The sequence below is a fragment of the Azorhizophilus paspali genome (assembly GCF_043587585.2).
GTDB classification, from domain to species: Bacteria; Pseudomonadota; Gammaproteobacteria; order Pseudomonadales; family Pseudomonadaceae; genus Azotobacter; species Azotobacter paspali.
On sequence record NZ_CP171449.1, the window covers coordinates 3,780,900 to 3,806,617 of the forward strand.

Annotated in this window: 27 protein-coding genes; 16 read left to right on the plus strand and 11 right to left on the minus strand. The window is 65.3% G+C overall.

From position 1 onward, the window contains the following. The first annotated feature begins 60 nt into the window (after positions 1-60). The 11 genes from msrP (at position 61) to ACGI6K_RS18310 (ending at position 8,730) form a co-directional block, all read left to right on the plus strand. The gene (gene msrP / locus ACGI6K_RS18260) at positions 61-1,071 is read left to right on the plus strand and encodes a protein-methionine-sulfoxide reductase catalytic subunit MsrP (RefSeq protein ID WP_376949030.1); all 1,011 of its coding nucleotides are present in this window, start codon (positions 61-63) and stop codon (positions 1,069-1,071) included. Next, positions 1,071-1,673, plus strand: a complete 603-nt coding sequence (gene msrQ / locus ACGI6K_RS18265) for a protein-methionine-sulfoxide reductase heme-binding subunit MsrQ (RefSeq protein WP_376949032.1) — start codon at positions 1,071-1,073, stop codon at positions 1,671-1,673. Before msrP ends, msrQ begins: the two co-directional genes overlap by 1 nt. 221 nt (positions 1,674-1,894) lie before the next feature. Continuing rightward, positions 1,895-2,806, plus strand: a complete 912-nt coding sequence (locus ACGI6K_RS18270; RefSeq protein WP_376949034.1) for a glutamate/aspartate ABC transporter substrate-binding protein — start codon at positions 1,895-1,897, stop codon at positions 2,804-2,806. Between the two features lie 66 nt (positions 2,807-2,872). Further along, positions 2,873-3,616, plus strand: a complete 744-nt coding sequence (locus ACGI6K_RS18275; protein WP_376949036.1) for an amino acid ABC transporter permease — start codon at positions 2,873-2,875, stop codon at positions 3,614-3,616. Then, positions 3,613-4,281, plus strand: coding sequence for an amino acid ABC transporter permease (locus ACGI6K_RS18280; protein WP_376949038.1), 669 nt, complete (start codon positions 3,613-3,615; stop codon positions 4,279-4,281). Before ACGI6K_RS18275 ends, ACGI6K_RS18280 begins: the two co-directional genes overlap by 4 nt. Next, complete coding sequence (locus tag ACGI6K_RS18285) at positions 4,278-5,012, plus strand: amino acid ABC transporter ATP-binding protein (protein ID WP_376949040.1); 735 nt, start codon at positions 4,278-4,280, stop codon at positions 5,010-5,012. The genes ACGI6K_RS18280 and ACGI6K_RS18285 overlap by 4 nt, the downstream gene beginning before the upstream one ends. Before the next feature lie 10 nt (positions 5,013-5,022). Then, positions 5,023-6,111: an asparaginase gene (locus ACGI6K_RS18290; RefSeq protein ID WP_376949042.1), complete on the plus strand. Its 1,089-nt coding sequence runs from the start codon at positions 5,023-5,025 to the stop codon at positions 6,109-6,111. A 79-nt stretch (positions 6,112-6,190) separates the two neighbouring features. Further along, positions 6,191-6,496: a MazG-like family protein gene (locus ACGI6K_RS18295; RefSeq protein ID WP_376949044.1), complete on the plus strand. Its 306-nt coding sequence runs from the start codon at positions 6,191-6,193 to the stop codon at positions 6,494-6,496. Then, entirely contained in the window at positions 6,493-7,251 is a 759-nt protein-coding gene (locus ACGI6K_RS18300; protein ID WP_376949046.1) for a methyltransferase domain-containing protein, read from the plus strand. Before ACGI6K_RS18295 ends, ACGI6K_RS18300 begins: the two co-directional genes overlap by 4 nt. 79 nt (positions 7,252-7,330) lie before the next feature. Continuing rightward, a complete protein-coding gene (locus ACGI6K_RS18305) occupies positions 7,331-7,936 on the plus strand; it encodes a DUF4136 domain-containing protein (RefSeq protein ID WP_376949048.1) in 606 nt (201 codons plus the stop codon). Positions 7,937-8,184: 248 nt separating this feature from the next. Beyond that, positions 8,185-8,730: a DUF4136 domain-containing protein gene (locus ACGI6K_RS18310; RefSeq protein ID WP_376949156.1), complete on the plus strand. Its 546-nt coding sequence runs from the start codon at positions 8,185-8,187 to the stop codon at positions 8,728-8,730. Between the two features lie 29 nt (positions 8,731-8,759). On the opposite strand, the gene ACGI6K_RS18315 is transcribed toward ACGI6K_RS18310, so the two are convergent. Then, entirely contained in the window at positions 8,760-9,779 is a 1,020-nt protein-coding gene (locus ACGI6K_RS18315) for a patatin-like phospholipase family protein (protein ID WP_376949050.1), read from the minus strand. Between the two features lie 749 nt (positions 9,780-10,528). On the opposite strand from ACGI6K_RS18315, the gene ACGI6K_RS18320 reads away from it, so the two are divergent. After that, positions 10,529-10,735, plus strand: a complete 207-nt coding sequence (locus ACGI6K_RS18320) for a hypothetical protein (RefSeq protein ID WP_376949052.1) — start codon at positions 10,529-10,531, stop codon at positions 10,733-10,735. A gap of 615 nt (positions 10,736-11,350) precedes the next feature. Here ACGI6K_RS18320 and ACGI6K_RS18325 read toward each other — a convergent pair. The 6 genes from ACGI6K_RS18325 to ACGI6K_RS18350 all read right to left on the minus strand — a co-directional run bounded on the left by ACGI6K_RS18325 (position 11,351) and on the right by ACGI6K_RS18350 (position 14,851). Further along, positions 11,351-12,442: an eCIS core domain-containing protein gene (locus tag ACGI6K_RS18325; protein WP_376949054.1), complete on the minus strand. Its 1,092-nt coding sequence runs from the start codon at positions 12,440-12,442 to the stop codon at positions 11,351-11,353. Positions 12,443-12,489: 47 nt separating this feature from the next. Continuing rightward, positions 12,490-12,855, minus strand: a complete 366-nt coding sequence (locus ACGI6K_RS18330; RefSeq protein ID WP_376949056.1) for a YidH family protein — start codon at positions 12,853-12,855, stop codon at positions 12,490-12,492. A gap of 106 nt (positions 12,856-12,961) precedes the next feature. After that, a complete protein-coding gene (locus ACGI6K_RS18335) occupies positions 12,962-13,327 on the minus strand; it encodes a hypothetical protein (RefSeq protein ID WP_376949058.1) in 366 nt (121 codons plus the stop codon). A 4-nt stretch (positions 13,328-13,331) separates the two neighbouring features. After that, positions 13,332-14,042 carry a cytochrome P450 gene (locus ACGI6K_RS18340; protein WP_376949158.1) on the minus strand — a complete coding sequence of 237 codons (711 nt, stop codon included), beginning with the start codon at positions 14,040-14,042 and terminating at the stop codon, positions 13,332-13,334. Continuing rightward, complete coding sequence (locus ACGI6K_RS18345; RefSeq protein WP_376949164.1) at positions 13,924-14,211, minus strand: hypothetical protein; 288 nt, start codon at positions 14,209-14,211, stop codon at positions 13,924-13,926. The genes ACGI6K_RS18340 and ACGI6K_RS18345 overlap by 119 nt, the downstream gene beginning before the upstream one ends. After that, positions 14,183-14,851, minus strand: a complete 669-nt coding sequence (locus tag ACGI6K_RS18350; protein ID WP_376949060.1) for a hypothetical protein — start codon at positions 14,849-14,851, stop codon at positions 14,183-14,185. The genes ACGI6K_RS18345 and ACGI6K_RS18350 overlap by 29 nt, the downstream gene beginning before the upstream one ends. Positions 14,852-15,339: 488 nt before the next feature. Between ACGI6K_RS18350 and ACGI6K_RS18355 the strand changes: the two genes are divergently transcribed. Beyond that, positions 15,340-17,100, plus strand: a complete 1,761-nt coding sequence (locus tag ACGI6K_RS18355; RefSeq protein WP_376949062.1) for an ABC transporter ATP-binding protein/permease — start codon at positions 15,340-15,342, stop codon at positions 17,098-17,100. On the opposite strand, the gene ACGI6K_RS18360 is transcribed toward ACGI6K_RS18355, so the two are convergent. The 3 genes from ACGI6K_RS18360 to ACGI6K_RS18370 all read right to left on the minus strand — a co-directional run bounded on the left by ACGI6K_RS18360 (position 17,086) and on the right by ACGI6K_RS18370 (position 20,184). Further along, positions 17,086-18,192: a glycoside hydrolase family 5 protein gene (locus ACGI6K_RS18360; RefSeq protein ID WP_376949064.1), complete on the minus strand. Its 1,107-nt coding sequence runs from the start codon at positions 18,190-18,192 to the stop codon at positions 17,086-17,088. The two genes, ACGI6K_RS18355 and ACGI6K_RS18360, sit on opposite strands and share 15 nt — an antisense overlap. Positions 18,193-18,319: 127 nt before the next feature. Then, the gene (aqpZ, locus tag ACGI6K_RS18365; RefSeq protein ID WP_376949066.1) at positions 18,320-19,051 is read right to left on the minus strand and encodes an aquaporin Z; all 732 of its coding nucleotides are present in this window, start codon (positions 19,049-19,051) and stop codon (positions 18,320-18,322) included. A gap of 179 nt (positions 19,052-19,230) precedes the next feature. After that, positions 19,231-20,184 carry an SdiA-regulated domain-containing protein gene (locus ACGI6K_RS18370; protein ID WP_376949068.1) on the minus strand — a complete coding sequence of 318 codons (954 nt, stop codon included), beginning with the start codon at positions 20,182-20,184 and terminating at the stop codon, positions 19,231-19,233. A gap of 637 nt (positions 20,185-20,821) precedes the next feature. Between ACGI6K_RS18370 and ACGI6K_RS18375 the strand changes: the two genes are divergently transcribed. The 3 genes from ACGI6K_RS18375 to ACGI6K_RS18385 all read left to right on the plus strand — a co-directional run bounded on the left by ACGI6K_RS18375 (position 20,822) and on the right by ACGI6K_RS18385 (position 23,402). Continuing rightward, positions 20,822-21,676, plus strand: coding sequence for a universal stress protein (locus tag ACGI6K_RS18375; RefSeq protein WP_376949070.1), 855 nt, complete (start codon positions 20,822-20,824; stop codon positions 21,674-21,676). An 89-nt stretch (positions 21,677-21,765) separates the two neighbouring features. Next, the gene (locus tag ACGI6K_RS18380) at positions 21,766-22,059 is read left to right on the plus strand and encodes a hypothetical protein (protein ID WP_376949072.1); all 294 of its coding nucleotides are present in this window, start codon (positions 21,766-21,768) and stop codon (positions 22,057-22,059) included. Further along, positions 22,056-23,402 carry an MATE family efflux transporter gene (locus tag ACGI6K_RS18385; RefSeq protein WP_376949160.1) on the plus strand — a complete coding sequence of 449 codons (1,347 nt, stop codon included), beginning with the start codon at positions 22,056-22,058 and terminating at the stop codon, positions 23,400-23,402. The genes ACGI6K_RS18380 and ACGI6K_RS18385 overlap by 4 nt, the downstream gene beginning before the upstream one ends. 386 nt (positions 23,403-23,788) lie before the next feature. On the opposite strand, the gene speA is transcribed toward ACGI6K_RS18385, so the two are convergent. Further along, a complete protein-coding gene (gene speA / locus ACGI6K_RS18390) occupies positions 23,789-25,699 on the minus strand; it encodes an arginine decarboxylase (protein ID WP_376949074.1) in 1,911 nt (636 codons plus the stop codon). Positions 25,700-25,718 lie beyond the last annotated feature (19 nt).

Here is a 25,718-nt window from a genome sequence, read left to right on the forward strand (position 1 = left end):
CCCCCGTGCGCCGGAGGGCCGCCATGGGTACCGTCGACCGCCGCCGTTCGAGAAACGACCATGCTGATCCAGATTCCGCCCCGCTCGCACTGCCCGTCCTCCGAGATCACCCCGGAGTCCGTCTACCTGTCGCGCCGGCGCTTTCTCGGCGCCGGAGTCGTGGCGTTGGGCGCCGCCGCCCTGCCCGCCCGGTCCCGCGCCGAAAGCCAGCGCTACGCCGGCGTCGAACCGGGCCGGCCGCCCGTCTGGTTCGCCGAGAAGCTGCCCGATACCCGCTGGCAGGCGGTCGAGGCGCCAGGCGAGGCGCTCACCCCGTTCCAGGATGCCAGCCACTACAACAACTTCTACGAGTTCGGCCCGGACAAGGGCGATCCGGCGGCGAACGCCGGCCGGCTGCCCACCGAACCCTGGAGCGTGTGGATCGACGGCGAGGTCGGCAAGCCGGGCCAATACGCCTTGGAAGATCTGGTCCGCCCACACGCACTGGAGGAGCGCATCTACCGGCTGCGTTGCGTGGAGGCCTGGTCGATGGTGATCCCCTGGCTGGGCTTCCCCCTCGCCGAACTGCTCAAGCGCGCCGAGCCTACCGGCAACGCCAGGTACGTGGCCTTCGAGACGTTGGTCGATCCCGAGCACATGCCGGGCCAGCGCTCGCGCTTCGCCCTGCTCGACTGGCCGTACCGCGAGGGCCTGCGGCTGGACGAGGCGATGCACCCGCTGACCGTCCTGGCGGTGGGCATGTACGGCCGCGTGCTGCCCAACCAGAACGGCGCGCCGCTACGGCTGGTCGTACCCTGGAAGTACGGTTTCAAGAGCATTAAATCGATCGTGCGCATCAGCCTGACCGAACGCCAGCCCTACACCAGTTGGCAGAGCCGGGCGCCCGAGGAGTACGGCTTCTACGCCAACGTCAATCCCGCCGTGGACCACCCGCGCTGGAGCCAGAAACGCGAACGGCGCCTGCCGGGCAGCCTGTTCAGTCCCAACCTGCGCGATACCCTGCCGTTCAACGGCTATGCCCAGGAAGTCGCCGGCCTCTACGCCGGCATGGACCTGACCAAGGACTACTGATGAAACATCCGCTCTGGCGCTGCGCCGTATTCGTCGCAGCCCTGTTGCCGCCGCCCGTCTGGCTGTACCAGGCCTGGATCTTCGCCCTCGGCCCGGACCCGGGCAAGGTGCTGCTCGAACGCCTCGGCCAGGGCTCCCTGATCCTGCTGCTGCTGACCCTGAGCCTGACGCCGCTGCAACGGGCGACGCACTGGAGCGGCTGGGGGCAGGTGCGCCGCCAATTCGGCCTGTGGTGCTTCGCCTATGCCTGCCTACACCTTCTGGCCTACCTGGTCTTCGTCCTGGGACTGGATTTCGCCCAGCTCGGTACCGAGCTGCAAAAGCGCCCCTACATCCTGGTCGGCGCGCTGGCCTGGTGTAGCCTGCTACCGCTCGCCCTCACCTCGAACCGCTTCAGCATGCGCCGCCTGGGCCGGCGCTGGAAGCAACTGCACCGCCTGGTCTACGCGACTCTCGGCCTGGCGCTATTGCACATGCTGTGGATCGTCCGCTCGGACATCGGCCAGTGGCTGCTGTATTGCACTTGGGCCCTGCTCCTGCTGGCACTACGCCTGCCCAGGCCGGGACGCCGCCTCGGGCGAAGGGCCGGCGGCGCTCCGTGAGGCAGGTGCGGCCCGCCGGATAGGGCCAGGCCCCGAGGCGAGGGGTTTCGCCCGTTTCACTGGCCCTGAAAATCCCTTTCGAATTATATGGAAAAAAGAAAATCGGGTATTTTGCCCAACTGGCACGCATTCTGCCTTTAGACTTGAAGCCAGCGCGGTAGAGCCTCCCCGACGGATCGGGCTACCGCCCTCAGTCCAAACAACGAGTAGAGGAAACACTCATGCGTATCGCCTCCTGCCTGCTGGGCAGCGCCCTGGCCATCGCCCTGTCGTCCAGCTCGGCCTTCGCCGCGGAAGAACTCACCGGCACCCTGAAGAAGATCAAGGACACCAGTACCATCACCCTCGGTCACCGCGACGCCTCCATTCCCTTCTCCTACCTGGGCGGCACCTCGCGCCAGCCGATCGGCTATTCCCATGACCTGCAGTTGAAGGTGGTCGAGGCACTCAAGCAGCAACTCGGCCTGCCCGAACTCAAGGTGCGCTACACCCTGGTCACCTCGCAGACGCGCATCCCGCTGGTACAGAACGGCACCGTCGACCTGGAGTGCGGCTCCACCACCAACAACCAGGAACGTCAGCAGCAGGTAGCCTTCTCGGTGGGCATCTTCGAGGTCGGCACCCGCCTGCTGACCAAGAAGACCTCGGGCATCGCCGACTTCCCCGACCTCAAGGGCAAGAACGTGGTAACCACCGCCGGCACCACATCCGAGCGCCTGCTCAAGGCCATGAACGTCAAGCAGCAGATGGGCATGAACATCATCGTCGCCAAGGATCACGGCGAAGCCTTCCTCATGCTCGAATCCGGCCGCGCGGTGGCCTTCATGATGGACGACGCGCTGCTCTACGGCGAAATGGCCAAGGCCAGAAAGCCCGACGACTGGGCCGTGGTCGGCACGCCGCAATCCTACGAGATCTACGGCTGCACGCTGCGCAAGGACGACCCGGCCTTCAAGAAGGCGGTCGATGGCGCCCTGACCGCGACCTTCGCCTCCGGCGAGATCAACGCCATCTACGACAAGTGGTTCCTCCAGCCGATTCCGCCCAAGGGCCTGAACCTCCACTTCCCGATGAGCGACGAGTTGAAGAAACTGATCGCCGAGCCCACCGACAAGGCCGCCGAGCAGTTGTAAGCGGCGGCGTCCTGCACGGCATCCCCGTGCAGGCGCTCTCACCCTGCAGATCGGAGGAAATCCCTTATGGATTACAACTGGGACTGGGGCGTGTTCTTCAGGTCCACCGGAATCGGCGACGAGATCTACCTCGACTGGTTCGTCGCCGGCTTCGGCTGGACCCTCGCCGTCGCCCTGGTCGGCTGGATCATCGCCTTGCTGCTGGGCTCGCTGCTCGGCGTGCTGCGCACCCTGCCGAACCGCTGGCTGTCCGGCATCGCCAGCGCCTACGTGGAGCTGTTTCGCAACGTACCGCTGCTGGTGCAACTATTCCTCTGGTACTTCCTGGTGCCGGACCTCTTGCCCACGCCGCTGGAGCTGTGGTTCAAGCAGGACCTCAGCCCGGCCACCTCGGCCTACCTGAGCGTGGTGGTGTGCCTCGGCCTGTTCACCGCCGCGCGGGTCTGCGAACAGGTGCGCACCGGCATCCAGGCGCTGCCCAGGGGCCAGACCGCCGCGGCCCAAGCGCTGGGCCTGCAAAGCGGACAGATCTACCGCCAGGTGCTGCTGCCGCAGGCCTTTCGCATCATCATCCCGCCGCTGACCTCGGAGTTCCTCAACATCATCAAGAACTCCTCGGTGGCTTCGCTGATCGGCCTGATGGAGCTGCTCGCGCAGACCCGGCAGACCGCGGAATTTACCACCAACCTGTTCGAGGCCTTCACCCTGGCCACGCTGATCTACTTCACCCTGAACATGAGCCTGATGCTGCTTATGCGCTGGATCGAGCGAAAAGTCGCGGTGCCGGGTCTGATCGGAGGAGGCAAGTGATGGATTTCAGTTCGATCCCCGCCGCGCTCCCAGCGCTCTGGGAGGGCATGCAGACCACTCTGCTGCTGCTCACCCTAGGCGTACTCGGCAGCGTGCTGCTAGGTACCCTGCTGGCGATCCTGCGCCTTTCGCACAACCCGCTGCTAGCCGGCATCGCCTCCGCCTACGTCAACTACTTCCGCTCCATTCCGCTGCTGCTGGTAATCATCTGGTTCTATTTCGCGGTGCCCTTCGTGCTGCGCTGGATCACCGGAGAGGACACCCCGGTAGGCGCCTTCGCCTCCTGCCTGGTGGCCTTCGTGATGTTCGAGGCCGCCTTCTACTGCGAAATCGTCCGCGCCGGCATCCAGTCGATTCCGCACGGCCAGATGAGCGCCGCCCAGGCGCTGGGGATGACCTATGGCCAGAGCATGCGCCTAGTCATCCTGCCGCAGGCCTTCCGCAAGATGACCCCGCTGTTGCTGCAACAGAGCATCATCCTCTTCCAGGACACCTCGCTGGTCTACAGCGTCGGCCTGATGGACTTTCTCAACGCCGCTCGCTCGCACGGCGACATCATCGGCCAGCCCCACGAATTCCTGATCTTCGCTGGCCTGGTGTACTTCGTCGTCAGCTTCGCCGCCTCGCAACTGGTCAAGCGTCTGCAGAAAAGGTTAACCGTATGATTTCGATCCGAAACGTCAGCAAGTGGTACGGGGACTTCCAGGTCCTGACCGATTGCACCACCGAGGTACGCAAGGGCGAGGTGGTGGTGGTCTGCGGACCGTCCGGCTCCGGCAAGTCCACCCTGATCAAATGCGTCAACGCCCTGGAACCCTTCCAGCAGGGCGATATCGAGGTCGACGGTACCTCACTGGCCGACCCGAAGACCGACTTGCCGAAGCTGCGTGCCCGGGTCGGCATGGTGTTCCAGCATTTCGAGCTGTTCCCCCACTTGACGGTCACCGAGAACCTAACCTTGGCACAGATCAAGGTCCTCGGCCGCAGCAAGGCCGAGGCCACCGAGAAGGGCCTGGCGCTGCTCGACCGGGTCGGCCTCGCAGCCCATGCCCACAAGCATCCCGGCCAGCTCTCCGGCGGCCAGCAGCAACGCGTGGCGATCGCCCGCGCGCTGGCCATGGACCCGGTGGTGATGCTGTTCGACGAGCCGACCTCGGCGCTCGACCCGGAGATGGTCAACGAAGTGCTCGACGTGATGGTCCAGCTCGCCCAGGAGGGTATGACCATGATGTGCGTGACCCATGAGATGGGCTTCGCCCGCAAGGTCGCCGACCGAGTGATCTTCATGGACCGCGGCAACATAGTCGAAGACTGCGCCACGGAAGCCTTCTTCGGCGACATCGCGGCGCGCTGCGAGCGAGCCCGGCAGTTCCTCACCAAGATCCTGCCGCATTGAGGGCCTGCGCATGAAGCCCTGCCTGCCCGTGCTCGCCCCCGCCCTGCTCGCCTTGGGCCTGCTGCTGTCGCCCGTCGCGCACGCCGCAAAAAGCGAAAGCGCGCCGCCACGGCCGCGGGTGACCATACTCGCCACCGGCGGCACCATCGCCGGGGCCGGCGCCAGCGCCGCCGACAGCGCCACCTACCAGGCCGCCAAGGTCCCGGTCGAGCAACTACTCGCCGGCGTACCGCAACTCGCGGACCTCGCCGAGGTGCGCGGCGAGCAGGTGTTCCAGCTCGCCTCGGAGAGCTTCGGCAACGAGCAGTTGCTCGCCCTTGGCCGGCGCGTCGCCGATCTGGCGGAGAATCCCGAGGTCGACGGCATCGTCATCACCCATGGCACCGACACCCTGGAGGAAACCGCCTACTTCCTCACCTTGGTCGAGCGTACCAACAAGCCCATCGTGGTGGTCGGCTCCATGCGCCCGGGTACCGCCCTGTCCGCCGACGGCGCGCTCAACCTGTACAACGCCGTCGCCGTGGCCGGCAATCCGCAGGCGCGCGGCAAGGGCGTGCTGGTGACCCTGAACGACGAGATCCACTCCGGGCGCGACGTCGCCAAGGCGCTGAATATCAAGACCGAGGCCTTCAAGAGTCCCTGGGGGCCACTGGGCATGGTGGTGGAAGGCAAGAGCTACTGGTTTCGCCTGCCGGCCAAGCGCCACACGCTGGACTCCGAATTCGATATCCGTCGGATCGACAGCCTACCGCGGATCGACATCGCCTACGCCTACGGCAACCTCGACGACACCGCCTACCGGGCCTTCGCTCAAGCCGGTGCCAAGGCCATCGTGCATGCCGGCACCGGTAACGGCTCGGTCGCCGCGCCCCTGGTGCCAGCCCTGCGCGTGCTGCGCGAGGAAGGCCTGCAAATCATCCGCTCCTCACGCGCCGACCAAGGCGGCTTCGTCCTGCGCAACGCCGAACAGCCGGACGATCGCTACGACTGGGTGGTCGCCCACGACCTCAACCCGCAGAAGGCGCGCATCCTCGCCATGGTCGCGCTGACCCGGACGCAGGACAGCAAGGAGCTGCAGCGGATCTTCTGGGAATACTGACAGGCACGGCCCAGCCAAGCCGCACTTGCGGCACGGCCGCCGAGGGCCGAAGCTATCGGCCTTTTTGTCGGAGCCAACCATGAACACCGCCGAACTCACCCGCCGCCTGCACGCCATCCGCGATGCCAACCACTGGCGACACTTCCACAGCCCGAAGAACCTGGCGATGGCCGCCAGCGTGGAAATGGCCGAGCTGGTGGAAATCTTCCAGTGGAAAAGCGAGGACGAATCCCGCGCCTTGCCCGTCGACGAACTGGCGCACGCCGGCCAGGAGATCGGCGACGTGGTCCTCTACCTCCTCTTGCTCTGCGCCGAACTCGGCCTGGATCTGGACGAGGTGGTACGCGCCAAGCTGGCCGACAGCGAACGACGTTTCGCCCGATGAACGACCGCCACTTCGACGACCTGGCCCTGCGTTTCGCCGAGAAGATCTACGGCGGCGCCAAGGGCGCGATCCGCCTCGCCGTGCTCCAGGCCGACCTGGCCGAAGTCTTGCCCGAACGCCCGCTGCGGGTGCTCGACGTCGGTGCCGGACTCGGCCACATGGCGCTCTGGCTGGCCGAGCGCGGCCACCTCGTGACCCTCGCCGAGCCGGCCGCGCCGATGCTCGATGCCGCCCGCGAACGCTTCGCTGCCGCCGGCCAGCGGGCCACTTTCGTCCAGGCGTCCTGGCAGGAACTGCCCGGCCGACTCGATGCTCCGTTCGACCTGGTGCTCTGCCACGCCGTGCTGGAATGGCTGGCCGAGCCGCTGCGCATCCTCCCCGTGCTGCACCAGTTCAGCGCACCCGGCGGCTGGCTGTCGCTGGCCTTCTACAACAAGGACGCGCTGATCTACCGCAACCTGCTCAAGGCTCACTTCCGCAAGCTGCGCAAGGAACAATTCGCCGGCGAAGGCCGCAGCCTGACCCCGCAGCGCCCACTCGACCCGCGCGAGCTGAAGGCCGCGATGCGGAGCGCCTGGCAGATCGACGGCGAAAGCGGCGTGCGGGTCTTCCACGACTACATGCCGGTGGAATTCCAGACCAAGGCGGAACTGCCCGACCTTCTGGAAATGGAATTGGCCTACCGCCGTCACCCGGCCTTCGCCGGTCTCGGCCGCTACCTGCATTGGCTCTGCCGGCCACATCCGACTTGCTAAGCTTATAACGAGGCTATCGCCGCTCCAGGAACGAAGCCCGAGCATTTCCCCGCTCCCCGCCGGGGTGAGGGCCACCCGCATGCATCGCCTGGCCGCACTTTCGCTCTGTTTCGCGCTCGGCGCCTGCCAGGGCCCCAATCCCTACCGCGCCGAATCCCTACCCCTGCCGCCGGCACCACCCGCGGTCGCCGCACCCTTGGAGCCGGGCGTCTATCCGGCCCCGCCCAGGGACTACGCCGCCTACCGCGACTGGGCCTGGCTGCACGACCACCCGCCGGACGGCGACGCCGGCCTGGATGCCGCCCAGGTGCAGGAAATCCTCTCCGCCGAGCTGGACCGGCGCGGCCTGCGTCCGGCCCGTCCGGGCGCCGAGGCGGATCTGCGGGTCAGTGCGCAGTTGACCCTGAAGCGACGTATCCGCATCTACAGGGATTACTACGATCGCTTCGGCGGCTACTACGGCTACGGCCACCACTGGGATCGTTTCGGGGTATGGGGCCGGGCTCCCCTCGTCTACCGCTACAAGGAACAGGTGCTGGTGGTGCGCATCGCGTTCACCGCCGGCATGGACGGCCGACGGTTCTGGCACGGCAGCGGCGAGGCGCGCGTCGACACCGAGCAAAGCGGCCGCGCCAAGGCCCTGCGGCAGGCGGCCCGGCTCGCCCTGCAAGGCTTTCCGCCGTAGCCCCGAGTGGAGCCTGCCATCGACCTTCAAGAACATTTGACCATCGACAAGTCGCACGAGCGCCGCAGGCTCGAAAATCCTCGCTCACCGATCGGTTATGGATTGGTTACGCGCAAATTTTAGATTGGAAAGCGAACCGCCCTTTCCCCTCTTTTCGGGGAAAAACCGGCCGAAGCGAGGGGAACAACGTCCGCGACGGGCCATCCGCCGCATGCACCGCCATCGGAGAAACCACCATGCGAATCCGTATGCTGCTGTCTCTTCTACTGCTACTCGCCGCCTGCCAGAGTATCCAGCTCGAGCGCGACTTCGACCCCAACCGCGATTTTGGCGCCTACCGCACCTGGAGCTGGCAGGAGCCGGCGCTGCAGTTCCGCCCCGTTGACCCGCGCCTTAGAAGCGACCTGACGGAGCAGCGCGTACGCGCCGCCGTGGCCGAGCAGCTCGACCAGCGCGGCCTGCGCCAGGCTCCGTCCGGTAGGCGGGGCGACATCCGGGTGCAGGTCTGGCTGGTCGTCGACCAGCGCCAGAGCCAGATCACCTCCTACTCCGGCGGCTACTGGGGTAATCCTTGGTATGGCTACTGGGGCGGCCCCGGCTTCGGCGAAACGCGCACCTACGACTACCAGGTCGGCACCCTGCAGATCGACTTCTACGATAGCCGCGACGGCAAGCTGGTCTGGCGCGGCAGCGCCCAGCAGATCCTGCGCGAGGGGCCCTACGATCCGGCCGAGCGCACCCGGATGATCCGCGAGACCGTATCCCGGGTGCTGTCGCAATATCCACCACATTGAGGCGCCGGCCGGCACGACGGCCGGCGGCGTCACACTCCTTCCAGCAGGACGTCCAAATCCAGCGTCGAACGTCGGCCCAGGTCCTGGCGATGCGCCTCGAGGAAACCCTCGGCGGCCTTGCGGCCCTGGTCGCGCAGCATCGTCAAAAACGCCCACTCCCCGTTCAGCTTCGAGGAGTAGCCAAGCTCCAGCAGCACATTGCTGGAGATCCGGTGAATCCGCATCGAGGCCCAGCGGGCGCTTTCGTTGTCGCCGAGACAGACCATCTGACGCAGCAGCGCGATCATCTTCAGTTCCTTCAACAGTACGGAGTTGAAGGAAACCTCGTTGAGACGGCTTAGGATGTTGCGCGCCGAACGCGGCGTACCCGGACGCTCGATGGGATTGATCTGCACCAGGATGGTGTCGCTCGACTCGCACTCGCGCACCAGCGGCGTGATCGTGGGATTGCCGGCGTAGCCCCCGTCCCAGTAGGCGTCACCGTCGATCTCGATGGCCTGGAACAGGTTCGGCAGGCAAGCCGAGGCCAGCAACGCATCGAGCGTCAAATCGCCGTTGCGGAACACCCGCCCGCGTCCGGTGCGCACGTTGGTCGCGGTGACGAACAGCTTGATCGGACTGTCGGCCAGATGCGAGAAGTCGATGGACTCCTCAAGGATGGCGCGCAGCGGATTGCTCCCGCCTGGGTTCAGGTCGTAGGGAGAGAACACCCGCGCGACCATGTCCATGGTCAGGAACATGGGCGAGTAGTCCAGGGTCCAGCGCCCCAGCAACACATCGAGCGGGCTGCGCCGGAACGGACTGAAGCGCGCGGCCTTCGAGACCCGGCGCCAGAACGCCTCCAGCGCGCAGCGAGCACTTTCCGGCCCGCCCTTGGCATAGCCGTCAACCAGAACGGCCGCATTCATGGCCCCGGCTGAAGTTCCCGAGATGCCATCCAGTTGGAGTTCCGGCTCTTCGAGCAACCGGTCGAGCACACCCCAAGTAAAAGCTCCATGGGCACCGCCTCCCTGCAGCGCGAGATCCACCCGCGGGTGGCCTCGTTTCATACTGTCTGGTCCTGGTGAAGGCATGGCTTTCCCCAAAACAACGACAAAGAAATATTTTCAGCACTACGCTTCTTAGGCGATCGGTAGCACGAACCTCGCAACATTGTACTTAAAATTCATTGCGCTATTCCAAAATCTCGGGAATACCGACAAACGGCTATAAGAAAAAGCAAAAATCTTTCATTTGCCACTATTGACAAGCAAGGACATACCTAAAGGCACGCCAGCCCCACTCAAGCAGGCGACATCAGGCGATGCGGCGAAGCCCATAATGGTAGCCATATGCCATATTTATCGACCTTGCCGGACGAAAGGCGAGCTCATGCGGCACTTATCGCGAATTGCCCGTTTGCGTATCGGACGCTTCGCAGATGGCGCTTTCCGTCAAAGCCCACCAGATCGCTCTCGGAAAATCCCCTGATAGCTTTGTGCAAGCCTTTCGGCGAGCAAAGCAAGCCAAAATAATGGCACTTCACATGGAGACTTGGAAAAGCCACGGATAGGTGGCACTTTCATGACGCCGCGATATTATAGCGACACCGAATAGCCATGTATGGCCATTCAGTATCAAAATGAAATCAATATGACATCACGCCAAGGAGCCAAGTTATCCCCGACCCATATGGTTACCGCCCCTCGATATCAAGACAACGTGACATTGCCGGGTCCTTATATGAATGCGCCATTACGACTTTCATGCGTCGGAACACTCGGCTCCTATGGAAAGGTGGGACGGAGAGTATTCGCTCATGGGGATCAAAAACAGATTAAAACCAAGCACTTGGCATCCGACAGGGGAAAACGGGCATGCGCGGTATTTTCACCAAAACCACTCCATCGATCGTATCGATTACAAAAGCGTGCAAGGTGACAATGGCTTCAGGATGGATTACTTGTACTTTGATTCTGATATTGACCCTATACTTCAAAAACCTGATCCTGGAGGTGAAGAATGAGTTCAGCATGCAAGTCAATACCTTGAGGAAGGAGCTGGACGCAACGAGAACTTGCCTCGATGCCAGACAAATCAAGAGTTCCGAAACCGAATTCAGCAGAAACCTGCATCATTTTGAAATCAGCGAACTCCCAAGGGCCCAGAAAAAACTCAACTTTTAATTAGCCCTTCGGACTGCACACGGGAAAGACAAGCTTGTTTAGGGCTGCAGGTCGCCTTAGCACCGAGTCGGTAATCGAGTTCGAGACGTGCGAACTCATTTTATATCATTACAATTCCATTGCCACCGACACCTCAAAAGGTTCGAAACCTCAGCCCTTACTTTTTCAACTTATCGGCTTCTGGATACCAATAGGCCATCGCACTCGAAAGTGACCGGCCGTACTCCACAGATGCCAACTCCATGCCCAGCATTGCTCGCTCACCGGGCGAATCGAGGCGATCGTTCGGCCCCACTCGAAGAAATCGACCGAATATTCGCACACCTCGACCCATTCGCTTACGACTTCTTCTCTTTTTCCCTCGACACCGCAACCCTTTGCCCTCAACCGGCCGGAGTCCCGGCAGGATTGCTCTCCTTTTGCAAGGCAGAGCCGGCAGAAACATTATTTCATCATCAGGGCACTTGTCCCTTCACCGTTCCCGCCGCCCCCGGACAATGGCAGGCCTCCTCGGAGAGCAGGGGCCTGGACAGCGTACAGGCGCCACTGTGGGTCACACAGCGGTCACCCAAACTCCGCGGCTCAGCGGTGCCGGGAAAGCGGCCTTCGGGAGTGACGCAGGTGCAGGGCGAACCCGCTGCGATTTCACTGCCCAGGGGGCAGATACCGCCTGTACTGCGGCAGGCGTTGGCTGGCGGCGCGGCGGGCAGGTCGGGAACCAGCGAGCCCGCGGCCGCGCCTGCCGGCAAGTTGCACCAGCAGGGCGTGCCGACCGGGCCGGCACCCTCGATCCGGCAGGTAGCCGCGGCCGTGCCGCAGGTGCTGGAGCTGCCGGCCGCTGGAAAAGGCGTGGGCAAACGACCCGTTTCCGGCTCGCCGACGGCCGCCAGCCGTTGCCCGTCGCGCAGCTTCGCCCAGGCCACATAGCGTGTCTCGGCCTCGTAGGCTTCATGCTCCACGGCTTCGTAGTCGCGCAGGTAGCGGATGGCAAACTCCGGAACGCCCCAGCGCCGGTACTGCTCGACATGGGTCAGTTCGTGCGCCCAGAGCGTCGGGTTGTAGAGCGCGTCGCCGGCGTCCTTGAACACCACGACGTGATCGAGAGTGATAGCGCGAGCCTCGCCATAGCGGATCAGGTTCCACTGCAGGCTGAAATCGTCGCCGCCTTGCACCCGGTAACGCACCGCGTCCAGCACCTGCTCCGGCAGAAAGCCCGCAAGCTGGCGGCGGACGTCCGGCGGCATGGGGTCCACGCCATTGCGCAGCGCCTCGTCGCGGGAATGGACGATCAGTTCCTGAAGGACAGGTGCCCCGGTCTGCGCCAGGGCCTCGTTGAAGGCGGCGCTCCCCTCGTCGATGGCTTGCGCCGGCGGGATCAGCGCCTCGATTTGGTGATGCAGTTCCTCGAACGTCATGTCCGCCGGCGGAGCGGCCGCATCGACGATCCCGCCGCCGCCCGGCTCCCCGCCGGCGACAACGCCCGCGCAAAGCGCGAGCGCGAAACCGGCCGCGTACAGTCCTCGAACGATCGCCGCATGCTTCGCCATCTCCGTCCTCCCTCTCAGCACAGGCGCCCGGCGCCATCACGCGCGATTCAACGCCAATACAGAAGCAGCGCCAAACCACCGCCGAGCAGCGCGACGATCAGATTCACGGCGATCCCCCAACGGGCGTTGTAACCCGGCGGATATTCGACGGGCGTCAGGGTTCTCAACACCATCAAGTATTCCCGGCACGAATAGACGGCGACAAAGGCTCCCAACGCGATGAAGGCCAGCCCCAGCCAGAAGGTGGTGACCGAATCCTTCGCAGCCGGACTGTCGGGGGCGAGCGCCCGGACCAGCAGGCCGGAACGCTCCACCACGAAGCCGAAGGCGATCAGCGCCAGGCCGGTCCTGTTCCAGGCCAGCAGGGTCCGCTCGGCGGCGAACAGCACTCGGGGATCGTTCAGGTCGGACATGCTCTCTCCTCGGATTGAATCGGAGTGTCGGCGGCGCACCGCGAACGTATGCGGCGGATGCATAGCTATCGGCAATCCATGCCAGCCCCTTAATCATCCATGCCGATTACTGCGCCAGCGCATCCGCCCCGTGCTCGGACAGTTGGGCGCCGAACCAGCGGTGGATGGCGGTGATCATGCCGATGTCGCCGGCCTCGAAGCGGATTTCGCCACCGTTGGGCAAGGGCAGGTAAGAAACCTTCATGCGCGAGGCGCCGGCCTCCAGCTCCTTGAGCCCCGGCATGTCCGCGCCGTGCAGGCTGGCCGAAGTGGAGAAGTCGCCGCTGGAGAAACGCGCTCGCATGTGCAGGAGATGCCGCTGGATGCTCTGCAACTGGTCTTCCACGCCCGGCTTGCGAATGACGACCTGCATGCTGCCACCGGTTTCGGTCATGCGAAAGATATGCAGGGTACGCTCAAGGGAAAAAGGCATCACCTTATGCCCTTGCTGATGGATATGCTCCTGCCGGCCTTGCGCCGAAGAAGAAGTAGCGGTCTGGGCCGCTACGGCGAGACAGGCACACAGGCCGATGACTGACACGCGTAGATAACCGAACATGAAGATTGCTTTTCGGCAGTGGAGGTCGAAGCACCGGGAAGGCGCGACGGGTTTCGATCCGTCGCCGCGGACGATGCGCGCCGCGGTGCCGACCGGAAGTTATAGCGTATGAGTGGCCCAGTCCATGGCGGCGAACCGGACAGGACGCCGTCTCAGGAAGCCCCATGGACATCGCTGATGACGAACCGGCTTTTCGGCAATGCCGGGCGTCGCGAAAGTCGATCTCGAGGTTCTGCGTCGGCACCACGTAGGAAAACTGTCGCGCGAGCACCTTTGCGCCCAGCTTCATCACTTCGATCACGATCTGCTCGCCCGGACAGCGACGGTTGCTCTCATGCTCGCCTTTGCCCTGGGGAATGAAATCGCAAGGACCGCACTCGCGGGAACCGAAGCGCTCCGGGCGAAACGTCTCCGGCGCTTGCCAGAGCCGGACGTCATGATCGGTACCGTACAGGTCCAGCATCACCCGCCTACTTGCGGGAAAGGCGTAGCCCCTCCACTCGAAGTCCTCCGCACGCGCGCGACCACGGACAGTAAGAAGGGATAGAAGCGACGCACTTCCTGCACGAACCACTCCCATATTCGGCATCTTTGAAGCGGAGGCCATCCCGGCAGTGCGGATAGCGGCGCAATGCATGGGCGACGAAGGTGAGATAGACGACGATCGCCACGACCGGCCGGATGATGTTCAGCAGTTCGACGGCGGCCACTCGCGCTTTTAGCAGGTTGTCATCGAGCCCGCGATGCCAGGAAATCATCTGGGCGACCGTCTCGGCGGGAGGCGGCCGTCGGCCGGCTCGGATCGACTCGACCAGCGCGCCTATCCAGGCCTCGCTCCGTCTGCGTGCCAGACGCGAACGCCACTGCTTCGGCCCCACCGATCCGGCGTAGTCGAACAAAAGAGCGATCTCGCGCACGCGGTCCGGCCTCCTCCTCGGCCAGCAAAATCCCGGCCCAGGCGCATACCGCCCAGGTCAGCATGTCCTGCAGCACATCGTAAAGCACCACCTTTTCCATCCTCTCCCAGCCTCGCGCGTAGGTCTGCCATTGGCCATGGACCGTCTCGACCAGTCGGGCGACCCGCTCGGAATCCATGAGCAGTGCGACGAACATGTGCTTGCGGTGCCGGTGCGCCTCGCCGTCCAGCCCTTCCCCGCCCACGCCGAACAGGGTTTTCTGCAGCCAGGGCGACATGGCGCCCTGGCGCACGAAGCGTTCGGGGTCGTAGAACAGGCGGGCCGCTTCGGCGCCACTCATGCAGAGGGTCTTTTGCAGCAGAAGGCGAGTCTCGAAGAGATCCGAGCCATGGAGACGACACCGCCTGGCGATGAGCCGATAAGGGTCGTGCAACAGAGCCAGTGTGCTGTCCAGCCCCTTATTCCGGGGAATCCTGTGCATGCGTTGTCTCCTCTTCCCGTGCGATGCCAGACCAGTGGCGGAACCGATGATTGCGACAACATCCCTGTTTGTGCGCCGCATCCCGATTGGTCGCCTGGGCACCTTTGCAGACGGTGCATCGTCCGCCTCCACGACAGCCGGCAGCACCCTGCCCGACTGGCCGGCCGGCCACGAGCTACGCTATGTCTATCGGCCATGGCAGGATGGCGTCCGCCCGTGCCGGAACGGTTCTTCCCAGGCAGGGGCAACGGACGGCAGAGGCGACGACGCTGGCCGCCGGCAGTCACATGAGGCATGTCGTAGTACCTGCGGCGGGGGTCGCGCCTCCAACTGACAGCGGAGGTGAAAGGGATGTCGTTCTGCGAACGGCAAATGGTTTTGTCGGCGAGCGCCCGGCGGCCGGTACAGGGGATGCACCCCGCATACGTGCCACGGCGCCGACCAGGCCGCGCGGGAGCCCGGCCGGACCGAGCGGGGATCGAATGCCGATGAGCCAGAGCAATCCGCCTCTCCTGCCGCTGAGATGGCAGTTCGTCCATCTGGTGAAACCCTACTGGAACAGCGAGCGCAAGTGGCTGGTGCGCGGCACCGTCGGCCTGCTCCTGCTGCTGACCCTCGCCCAGGTCGGCCTGGCGATCTGGACCAGCTACTGGCACCGCGAACTGTTCGACGCACTGGAGGCGCGCTCGCTCGACACCCTGCTGCTGCAGATCGCCACCTTCGCGCTGATCTTCACTCTGACCATGCTGGTCACCGCGCTGCACCTGCACGTCAAGCGCCGCTTGCAGCTCGACTGGCGGCAATGGTTGACCCTGAAGCTGCTCGACCAGTGGCTGACGCATGCCCACCACTACAAGCTGCAATTCACCAGCGGCGAACACGACAACCCCGACGGGCGCATCGCCGAGGACATCCGCATCGCCACCGAGAACGCGATCACCCTCGCCCATTCGCTGGCTTTCTCCTTGCTGATCCTCGGCACCTTCGTCGATATCCTGTTCAAGCTTTCCGGCAGCCTAACGCTACCCGGCACCGACATCGTCATCCCTGGCTTCCTGGTACTGCTGGCCTTCCTCTACGCCAGCGGCGGCAGCCTGCTGGGCTTGCTGCTCGGCCGCCCGCTGACCCAGTCCACCAATCGCCTACAGACGGTCGAGGCGAACCTGCGCTTCGGCCTGGCGCGGGCCCGGGAGAACTCCGAGTCGATCGCCCTGATGCACGGCGAGGGCATCGAGCGCGCCTACGCCGGCCGGCTGTTCGCCGACGTCGGCCAGGGCTGGAACCGGCAGACTGTCGGCTACCTCGGCATCGTGTCCTTTTCCGCCGGCTACGGGGCGTTGTTGCCGGTGTTTCCGATCCTGGTCGCGGCGCCGCAGTACATCGCCGGCACCATGAGCCTCGGTGTGCTGATGCAGGCGGCGCAGGCCTTCGAGCGCCTGACCTCGGCGCTGTCCTGGCCGATCGACAACCTCAGCGAACTGGCCAAGTGCAAGGCTTCGGCGGACCGGGTGGCCAGCCTCTACAACGACATGCTGCAACTGGAGGAACGCGAGCGGCTGCCGGTGGAGCACCGCATCGAGCTGGGCCACGGGCGGGCCAACGAACTGGTGTTCCGCGACCTGTGCCTGGCCAATCCGGACGGTGAGATCCTGGTCGAACGCCTCGACGCCACTATCCGCCGTGGCGAACGGGTACTGATCGCCGGCGACCCGGCGGTGACCATCGGCCTGTTCAAGGCGGTGGCCGGCCTCTGGCCCTGGGGCAACGGCAAGATCCTGCTGCCCGACGACGCCGGCGTGGTGTTCCTCTCGCAGCACCCCTTCCTGCCCGACGGCAGCCTGGAAGCAGTGCTCAGCTACCCGCGCGAACCCGGCTATTTCAGCCGGGCGGAACTGCACCACGCGCTCGAATGCGCTGGGGTGACCTGGCTGGCCCCGCGCCTCGCGGAGATCGACAGTTGGAGCCGGGTGCTGCCGCTGCGGGCCCAGCAGTGCCTGGGCATCGCCCGGCTTATCCTGCACCAGCCGCCCTGGGTATTCCTCGAAGAAGCCACCGACGCCTTCGATCCCAAGGGCGAGGACTACATGCTGGAGATGCTCTGTCGCGAACTGCCCGACTCGACCCTGCTGACCATTAGCTTCCACCCTGGGCTGGAACCCCACCACACGCGGAAGCTGATCCTCAACCGCCAGGCCGAGCCGCGCTTTCTCTCCTGCGCCAGCGAACTGTGCGCGCTACGCAAAGAATGAGGGCAGCCAGCCGCGCTCGACGCAGGCGCGGAAGCACCAGGCCGGGGTGGTCTCGGTCTTGTAGTTCCAGAAGAACCAGCCCTGGTACTTCTCGAAGGTCGCCAATTGGGCGGCGGCGTAGCCGCGGTAGGCGACGTTCTCCTGGAAGGTGTCCATGTGCTCCAGGGCATGGTTGAACGGTCCCTCGGCCCACAGCGATACCACCTTGAGGTCCAGTCCCAGGCTCCATTCGCCGCAGATGGTCGGCAACCCCAGCTCGGTGATAATGCCGTCGGCCTCGGCCTTCCAGATACCCGCGGCCTTGTTCATGTGGCCGTAGATGTCCATGTCGATGTCGCCGCGATCGAAGCACTGGTAGCGGTGGATGTCGAAGATCACGTTGCGGTATTCCGGTTCCTGCATGAAGCCCAGGTATTCGCGGAAATCGCGGAAGCCGTCGTGGAACACCACCGCCACCCGCTCGGGCGGGCAGTGCCGACGGATGCGCGCGTAGGCGTCCAGGTTGTAGGCCTTGAGATAGTCGGTGGGCACGTCCCAGCGCGGCTCGTTGAGTACCTCGATGGCATGCAGCGCCGGGTGCTCGCGATAGCGCTCGGCCAGGCGCTCCAGCACCGACAGCGAATGCTCGCGGTACTCGGGACGAGTGTGCCATTCGCAGACATCCTTGATCCCGCCGTTGTCGAAGCCGTTCTGGCAACCCGAGGCGGCGTGCAAGTCGAGCACCACGCGCAATTTGTGCTCCTCAGCCCATTGCATGGCGCGGTCGAGCACCGCGATGCCGCCTTCGACGAAGGGATGGCGTGCTTCACCGTAGCTCGGGTGGTAGGGATAGTCGGGGCCGAAGATCCAGTGGCCGACCGGAATGCGCACGGCGTTCAGGCCGCGCCCGGCCAGCCAGGCGAAATCGTCGCGGGTGATCCAGCGATTCCAGTGGGCGCGCAAGCGCTCGCCGGCCCGCTCGCCCAGTTCAGCGCACCAGGTGGTTTCGTCGGTGGCCGCCAAGCCCTCGAACAGGCTCGGCACCATCCACTTCTCCAGCACCAGCCAACTGCCCAGATTGACGCCACGCAATTTCAGGCCGCTCTTGTTCATCTCACTCTCCTGCGAAATAAGGCCTTTCGAACAGCATAGATGGCCCGTCTCGCTGGAGCGCGAAGGCAGGCAGGCGAAGGATGACGATGGGGAAAGCCGAGGGCGCGCAAAGCCCCCGACGCCTCGCTCAGCCGCGCGCCGGCTGGCTGGCGAGGCCGGGCTCCTCGGCGATCAGCCGGTAGGTGGCGGCGCCGAGCAGCGCCCCGACGATGGGCGCGACCCAGAACAGCCAGAGCTGGGCGATGGCCCAGCCGCCGGCGAACACCGCGACGCCGGTGCTGCGCGCCGGATTCACCGAGGTGTTGGTCACCGGGATACTGATTAGGTGGATCAGCGTCAGGGCCAGCCCGATGGCGATCGGGGCGAAACCGGCGGGAGCGCGCTTGTCGGTGGCGCCGAGGATGACCAGCAGGAAGAACAGGCTCATCACCACCTCGGTCACCAGTGCCGACAGCAGCGAATAGCCACCCGGCGAATGAGCGCCGTAGCCGTTGGAGGCGAATCCCTTGGTGACATCGAAACCGGCGGTGCCGCTGGCGATTACGTAGAGGACCGCGCCCGCGGCGATCCCGCCAAGCACCTGGGCAACGATGTAGGGCAGCAGATCCTTCGCCGGGAAACGCCCGCCGGCCCACAGGCCGATGGATACCGCCGGGTTCAGGTGGCAGCCGGAGATATGGCCGATGGCGAAAGCCATGGTCAATACCGTCAAGCCGAACGCCAGAGCGACGCCGTGCAAGCCGATGCCGACCTGGTCGCCGATGCCGGCCAGCGGAAAGGCCGCCGCGAGGACCGCGCTGCCGCAGCCGCCGAGTACCAGCCAGAAGGTTCCGAGAAACTCCGCGCCATACCTGTTCATTTTCCTATTCTCCGTGGAATTTGGGGCGGCGCCTCTTCGCCTTCGTAGAGGCGCTCGCGGCGAGTCTAGTCAAGAGACTCAGCAAGTCCAGCCAAGGACCTGCGGTACTCCGCCGCTGGGAGTTCGGCTCTCGACAAGCGAAGTTCGCACGCCCGACCGGCGCGTCGGCACTGGCTGGATCAATCCTCGCGCTCGAAGACGTAGAACAGATTCGGCTCGCTGATCATGTAGAGCCGGCCTTTTTCGTCCAGGGCCAGGCCTTCGCCCTGCGGGACGTTCTCCTTGAGCCCGGCGGAATTGCGCCACAGGGAGCGCAGGCTGACCGTATCGCCCTGCCCGTCCACTTCGGCCAGCAGCCGCGACTCGTCGCTGAGCAGGATCAGGTGATCGCTGTCCTCGTCGTACTCCAGCGAAGCCAGGGAAGTGCCTCCGGTCCCGAAGAAGCCATCGTGCAGCCAGTCGGAGCGGTCGAGCACCCGGAGGTTGAAGTCGCCGGCCAGACTGGCCTTGAAGCCACGGATTTCGTAGAGCTTGAGCGGCGAGTGCTCGGTGACCACGAATAGGCGATCGCCGTCACGGTCGTAGGCGACGCCTTCGAAACCACGATTGTCGCCGTCGGGGTTGTCGAGGCCTAAAGTCAGCGACCGGTAGTCCCGGCGCTTCAGGGCGCCGGGAGCGCCCGGCACCGGCACGGCGACCAGTGCCTGTTCGCGCTCCTCGGTGAGCAGCAGCAGATCTCCGCCCAGGTAGGCCACACCCTCGACATCCTTGAAACCGTGCAGCGGATAGCGCGCCAGCACCTCACCCCCGGTGCTCAGGGCGATCAGTTCTTCAGGATTGTTGATCACCGCCCACAGGTGTTTGCGCGTACTGTCATAGGTCAGCCCGGAAAGGTTGTTGCGCACACCGACGACCGGTAACGCCTCAAGGCGCACCTCGTAGTCCGGCAGGCAAAAGTCGAGGCCTTTGGCGCAGGCCCCGAGCCAGAGGCTCTTGGCCCAGAAATACAGGCGCTCGTCGAGATGCCTGTCGTGTACCTGCTGCACCAGCAACAGGCCCAGCAAAAGAGAGCTCCAGATCCCTAGACGTATTGTCGGCAGCCGTCCCAGCAGCCCCTTGGCAGTTGCAATCATGGTTGAGTGCGCTCACAGCGGAACGGGGTCGTGACCCGAGTCTGCACCCCGGCGGCATGGTTTCGCCGGCGGCCTTACTAAAGATTCAGCAGTATTGCCTTGCTCCCGGTCACGTTACAGGAGCGGCGCGCGACGCGCTGCCACAAATCTTTTACCGAAAGCTAATACAAAGAAGAGCTTACGAATTCATGAACCGCCCGCAGGGAAGGCTCATGAGCCTCGTCGCAGTCATGGCACGGGGCCATAGCTATCAATTCGCAAACGATAAAAAACCTCATTCGCCAATAACAAAGCCAAGGAGAGGCCCCGGATAGCGATGCCCATCACTCCTGCCGGGGGCTGCGCGCCACCTGGCCGGAAATCCGCCGCACCGCTCCCCGCCTGCCTGCCCCGCGGGGCGGATCGGCCAGAATGATAATCAGCCCCCCAAGGGCCGACCGGGCAGGTATCCTTTCGATCCGTCGAGCGGATTCGAGGATGCCTCCGCGACACCGAACCGGCGCCGGCATCGACCCTTTTTGCGCCCGTTCTCAAGCCACGACTCGGCAGGCCGGCGCCACCGCCGCGCCGCCCTGCACGACAAACCGGATGCCCGAGGGAACACTCGGGGAATACAGAAGAAAAAAGGAGCGACCCCATGACACGGATACTGGCCTGCATCGACGGTTCTCCGTCCACCGCGGCGGTCTGCGACGGCGCCATCTGGGCCTGCCGGCGCCTCGGCCTGCCGCTGACCTTCCTGCACGTATTGGACCGCGGGCGCTATCCGGGACCGGGCGACCTCGGCGGCGCCACCGGTCTGGGCAGCCGCGAACATCTGCTCGACGAATTGGCCTGGCTCGACGAGCGGCGCGCCACGGTGGCGCTGGAGTATGGCCAGGCGGTGCTGGAGGCGGCCCGCGAGCGGGCCGTCGCCGCCGGCCTGGAAACGCCGGAACTCTGCCAGCGCCATGGCAGGCTGCTCGAAACCCTAACCGAGATGGTCGATGACATCCATCTGCTGGTGATCGGCCGCCAGGGCGAGGACAGCCGCCAGCACACCGGCCAGCCGATCGGCAGCCAGTTGGAAAGCGTGACCCAGACCCTGGCCCGGCCGATCCTGATCGTGCCGGACGACTTCAAGGCGCCGGGCAGCTTGCTGCTCGCCTACGACGCCAGCCCGACCGCCCAGCAAGCGGTGCGCCTGCTGGCCGGAAGCTCGCTGGTCAAGGGCCTGCCGCTGCATCTGCTGATGGTCGGCGAGGACAATGCCCTGACCCGTGCCGCCCTGCACGACGCCCAGGCGCTGCTGGAAATCGCCGGCTTTTTGGTGATCTCGGCGATCCGCGAGGGCGGGGTCGAACCGGTGCTGCACACCTACCAGCAGGAGCGCACCATCGACCTGCTGGCGATAGGCGCCTACGGCCATTCGCGGCTGCGCCGCTTCCTGCTCGGCAGCACCACCAGCCATCTGCTGCACACCTCGTTGACGCCCCTGCTGCTGCTGCGCTGAACGGCGCGTTATTCTTGCCCGGCCCTCCCCCGCGCTGCGCCGGCGCACGGGGAGATCCGGCACCTTTCTTCGTTCGCCAGGGGAATGCAATGCAAGAGGAAAGCTTCTTCGAATGGCTCGGTGAGACCCTGGGCGAGGTGCTCCGCTATCTCATCGAGACACTGGGCAGTCTGTTCGGCTCGATCGCCAAAGCCGGCAGTGCCTTTCTCGAAGGCCTGTCGCGCACTCTCGGCACGGACCCCTCGCTGCTCGGCTTCGTCGCCCTGGCCGTCGGCCTGCTGTTGCTGGCCGGCGGCCTACGCGCGCTGCTCAGGCGCGCCTTCGTCAGCGGGACGATCAGCCTGTTGCTGGGCGTCTGGATCCTCAGTTGGCTGATCCAGTGAGCGTCCTGGCCGAGGCCTGGCGCCACGCACCGACCCAGCGCCGGGTCTGGGCGCTGGCCACGCCGATGATCCTCTCCAACCTCTGCGAGCCCCTGGTGACGCTGGTCAACAGCGCGGTGATCGGCCACCTGCCCCACGCCCACCAGCTCGGCGCGGTAGCGGTCGGCGGCAGTCTGTTCACCCTGCTCGCCTGGGCCTTCGGTTTCCTGCGCATGGGCACCACCGGTTTCGCCGCCCAAGCCTGCGGGCGCGCCGACGGCGACGCGCTGCGCCGGGTGCTGCTGCAAAGCCTGTTGCTCGGGTTTGCCCTCGCCCTGCTGCTGAGCCTGCTGGCGCTGCCCTTCGGCGCGTTCGCCCTCGGCCTGATGCAGCCCTCGGCGGCGCTCGACGCGCTGGCCCGCGAATACCTCCATACCCGCCTGCTCGGCCTGCCGGCGGTGCTGGCCGGCTACGCCCTAATCGGCTGGCTGCTCGGCACGCAGAACGCTCGCGCGCCGCTGGCCATGCTGCTGGTCACCAGCCTGGGCAACCTGGTCTTCGACTTGTGGTTCGTCCTCGGCCTCGACTGGGGCGTGGCCGGCGCCGCCCGCGCCTCGGTGATCGCCGAGTGGAGCGGTACCTTGCTCGGCCTGGCGCTGGCTCGCCGAGCGCTGCGCCGGTATCCCGGCCGGCTGTCTTGGGACGCCCTGCGCCGCTGGGCGAACTGGCGCTCGCTGCTGGCGGTGAACCGCGACATCTTTCTGCGCAGCCTGCTCCTGCAACTGGTGTTCTTCCTGATCACCGTGCAGGGCGCCCGGCTCGGCGACGCCACGGTGGCGGCCAACGCCCTGCTGCTCAACGGCCTGCTACTCACCGCCCACGCCTTGGACGGCCTGGCCCATGCCGTCGAGGCGCTGTGCGGGCATGCCATCGGCAGCCGCGACCGCACCACCCTGCAACGCTCGCTGGCGGTCGCCGGGCTCTGGTCGCTGCTGGCCAGCCTGGGCTTCGCGCTGTTCTTCCTGGCCGGCGGTCCGCTGTTCGTCCGCCTACAGACCGATATCCCGGCGGTGCGCGAACTGGCCGCGGAACACCTGTACTACCTCGCCGTGCTGCCGCTGATCGCGGTGTGGAGCTACCTGCTCGACGGCCTGTTCATCGGCGCCACCCGTGCCCGCGAGATGCGCGATGCCATGCTGTTCGCCGTGGCCCTGGCGCTGCCGCTCGCCTGGCTGCTACGGGGCCTCGGCAACCACGGCCTGTGGCTGGCCTTCCTCGCCTTCATGGCGCTGCGCGCCCTGAGCATGGCGGCCTTCGCTCGGCGCCTGTGGCGCCAGGGACTGGCGGCACAGGCCGCTGGCTAGGGCCTGTTAACACTACTCTCGCGAGCCGCGTTGCTGCGCCAAATGGCGCCAGGCCAGGCGCGGGACGCAGGGAATGGCATTCCCCTGCCAAGTCCCGCAACGACGCATGGCGCCATTTGCCGTGCCCCCCAGGGACGGGCCTGTTTTTGCGCGGTGCGTCGTTGCTCGTCGTTCGTTTGGCATGACCAAACTTCTCTGCTCGCGCCTAACCGCGCGCAAAAACAGGCTCCGTCGCGGCCGCGCGGAGTAGTGTTAACAGGCTCTAAGCCGATCCGGCCTGGCGGGGAGGGCCGCGGCCGTTTTCCACCCTGCGTACGGGCGATCGGATCGCAGGGTGGGCTATCTCGTGGAAAACCCGCGCGGCGGTTTCCCACCGAAAGCGGCGCTCAGCCCGACAGGTAGGACGAGCGCGTCAGCCCCAGGCGCAGGGCATCGAGGTACTGGGCGCGTTCGCGGGCGCTGATGGGCGCGCCGGCCACCTTGTCGCGGTAGTAGGTCATCAGTTCCTCGGGCGACAGGTGCACGTAGCGCAGCATGTCCTCGATGGTGTCGTGGGTCTCGATGCTAGCGTGGTAGATGCTGCCGTCGGCGCGCTGGTAGACGTTCACCGAGTCGGTGTCGCCGAACAGGTTGTGCATGTCGCCGAGGATCTCCTGATAGGCGCCGACCAGGAAGATGCCCAAAAGATACTCCTCGCCCGCGCGCAGCTCGTGCACCGGCAGACTGGTCTCGATGCTTTGCTCGTCGACGTACTGCTTGATCTTGCCGTCGGAGTCGCAGGTCAGGTCCTGCAGCACGGCGCGGCGCAGAGGCTCCTCGTCAAGCCGGTCGAGCGGCAGGATCGGCAGGACCTGACCGATCGCCCAAGTGTCCGGCAAGCTCTGGAACACCGAGAAGTTGCAGATGTACTTGTCCGCCAGCTTGTCGTTGAGTTCGTCGAGTACCTGGCGGTGGGAGCGCTGGCGGGCCTTCAGCGAGTCGTGCAGACGCCGGCATAGCGCGTAGTAGCACTGCTCGGCGAGCGCCTTATCGGCCAGGCCCAGCTTGCCGTCGGCATACATGCGCGACAATTCGCCCAAGTACTGGGTGGCGCGCCAGTAGGTCTCCGTGACCATCTCGTCATCGGTCGGGCCGAGCAGTTCGATCAGCCAGCACAGCGTCTCCGGCAGACGCTGCGGATCGTTGATCTCCGGCAACTGGTCGTTGTGGCGCTCCACGTCGGTGACCTGCACCACCAGCATCGCGTGATGCGCGCTCAGAGCGCGGCCGCTCTCCGAAAAGATGTGCGGATGCGGCAGGCCCTGGGCATCGCAGAACTCCTTGAGCATGCCGACCACGGTGGCGGCGTAATCGTCCATGTCGTAGTTGATCGAGCTGGGGTTGCGCGAATGGGTACCGTCGTAATCGACGCCTAGGCCACCGCCGACGTCCACGTGGTCGAGGGGCAGGCCGAGGGCGCGCAGTTCGGCGTAGTAGCGGATAGCCTCCTTGAAGCCGCCCTGGTAATCGGCCAGGTTGGCGATCTGCGAGCCCATATGGAAGTGCAGGAGGCGTACCCCCTGCTCCAGCCCGGCGTCGCGCAGGCGTTCGGTCACGCGCAGCAGTTGCGCCGCGGAGAGGCCAAACTTGGCCTTCTCGCCGCCGGTATCGGCCCATTTTGAGGAAGTCAGCGAGGACAGTCGCACGCGCAGGCCGAGCTGCGGGACGACCCGGAGTTCGGCCGCCTCCTCGATGATCAGTTGCACTTCCGATTCCTTCTCGATGACGATGAACACCGAGTGGCCGAGTTTCTGGCCGATCAGCGCCAGGCGAATGAATTCGCGGTCCTTGTAGCCGTTGCAGACGATGGTGCCGCCTTTCGGCGCCAACGCCAGCACGGCGAGCAACTCTGGCTTTGAGCCGGCCTCCAGGCCGATGGAGACGTTCGCCGTGGCGATGATGCTCTCCACCACCGCCTCCTGCTGGTTGACCTTGATCGGGTACAGCGCGGTGTAGCCGCTCTGGTAGCCGAGGCGCGCGATGTTCGCATCGAAGGCACCGGTCAACTGGCGCACGCGGTCCTGCAGGATATCCGGGAAACGCACCAGCAGCGGCAGCGACAGGCCGGCCTCGCGCAACTGGCCGAGCAGTTCGACGAGATCGACCGGCCGGTCGGCGACGCGGTTCGGCCGGGCCTCCACGTGGCCCCGCTCGTTGATCGCGAAATAACCGGCACCCCAGTGACGGATGCCGTAGACGGCGCGGCTGTCGCTCACGGTCCACTGGCTGCCGTCGTCTTTGCGTGTACGTCGAGCCATGAGTCGCTCCTGTGCAGAG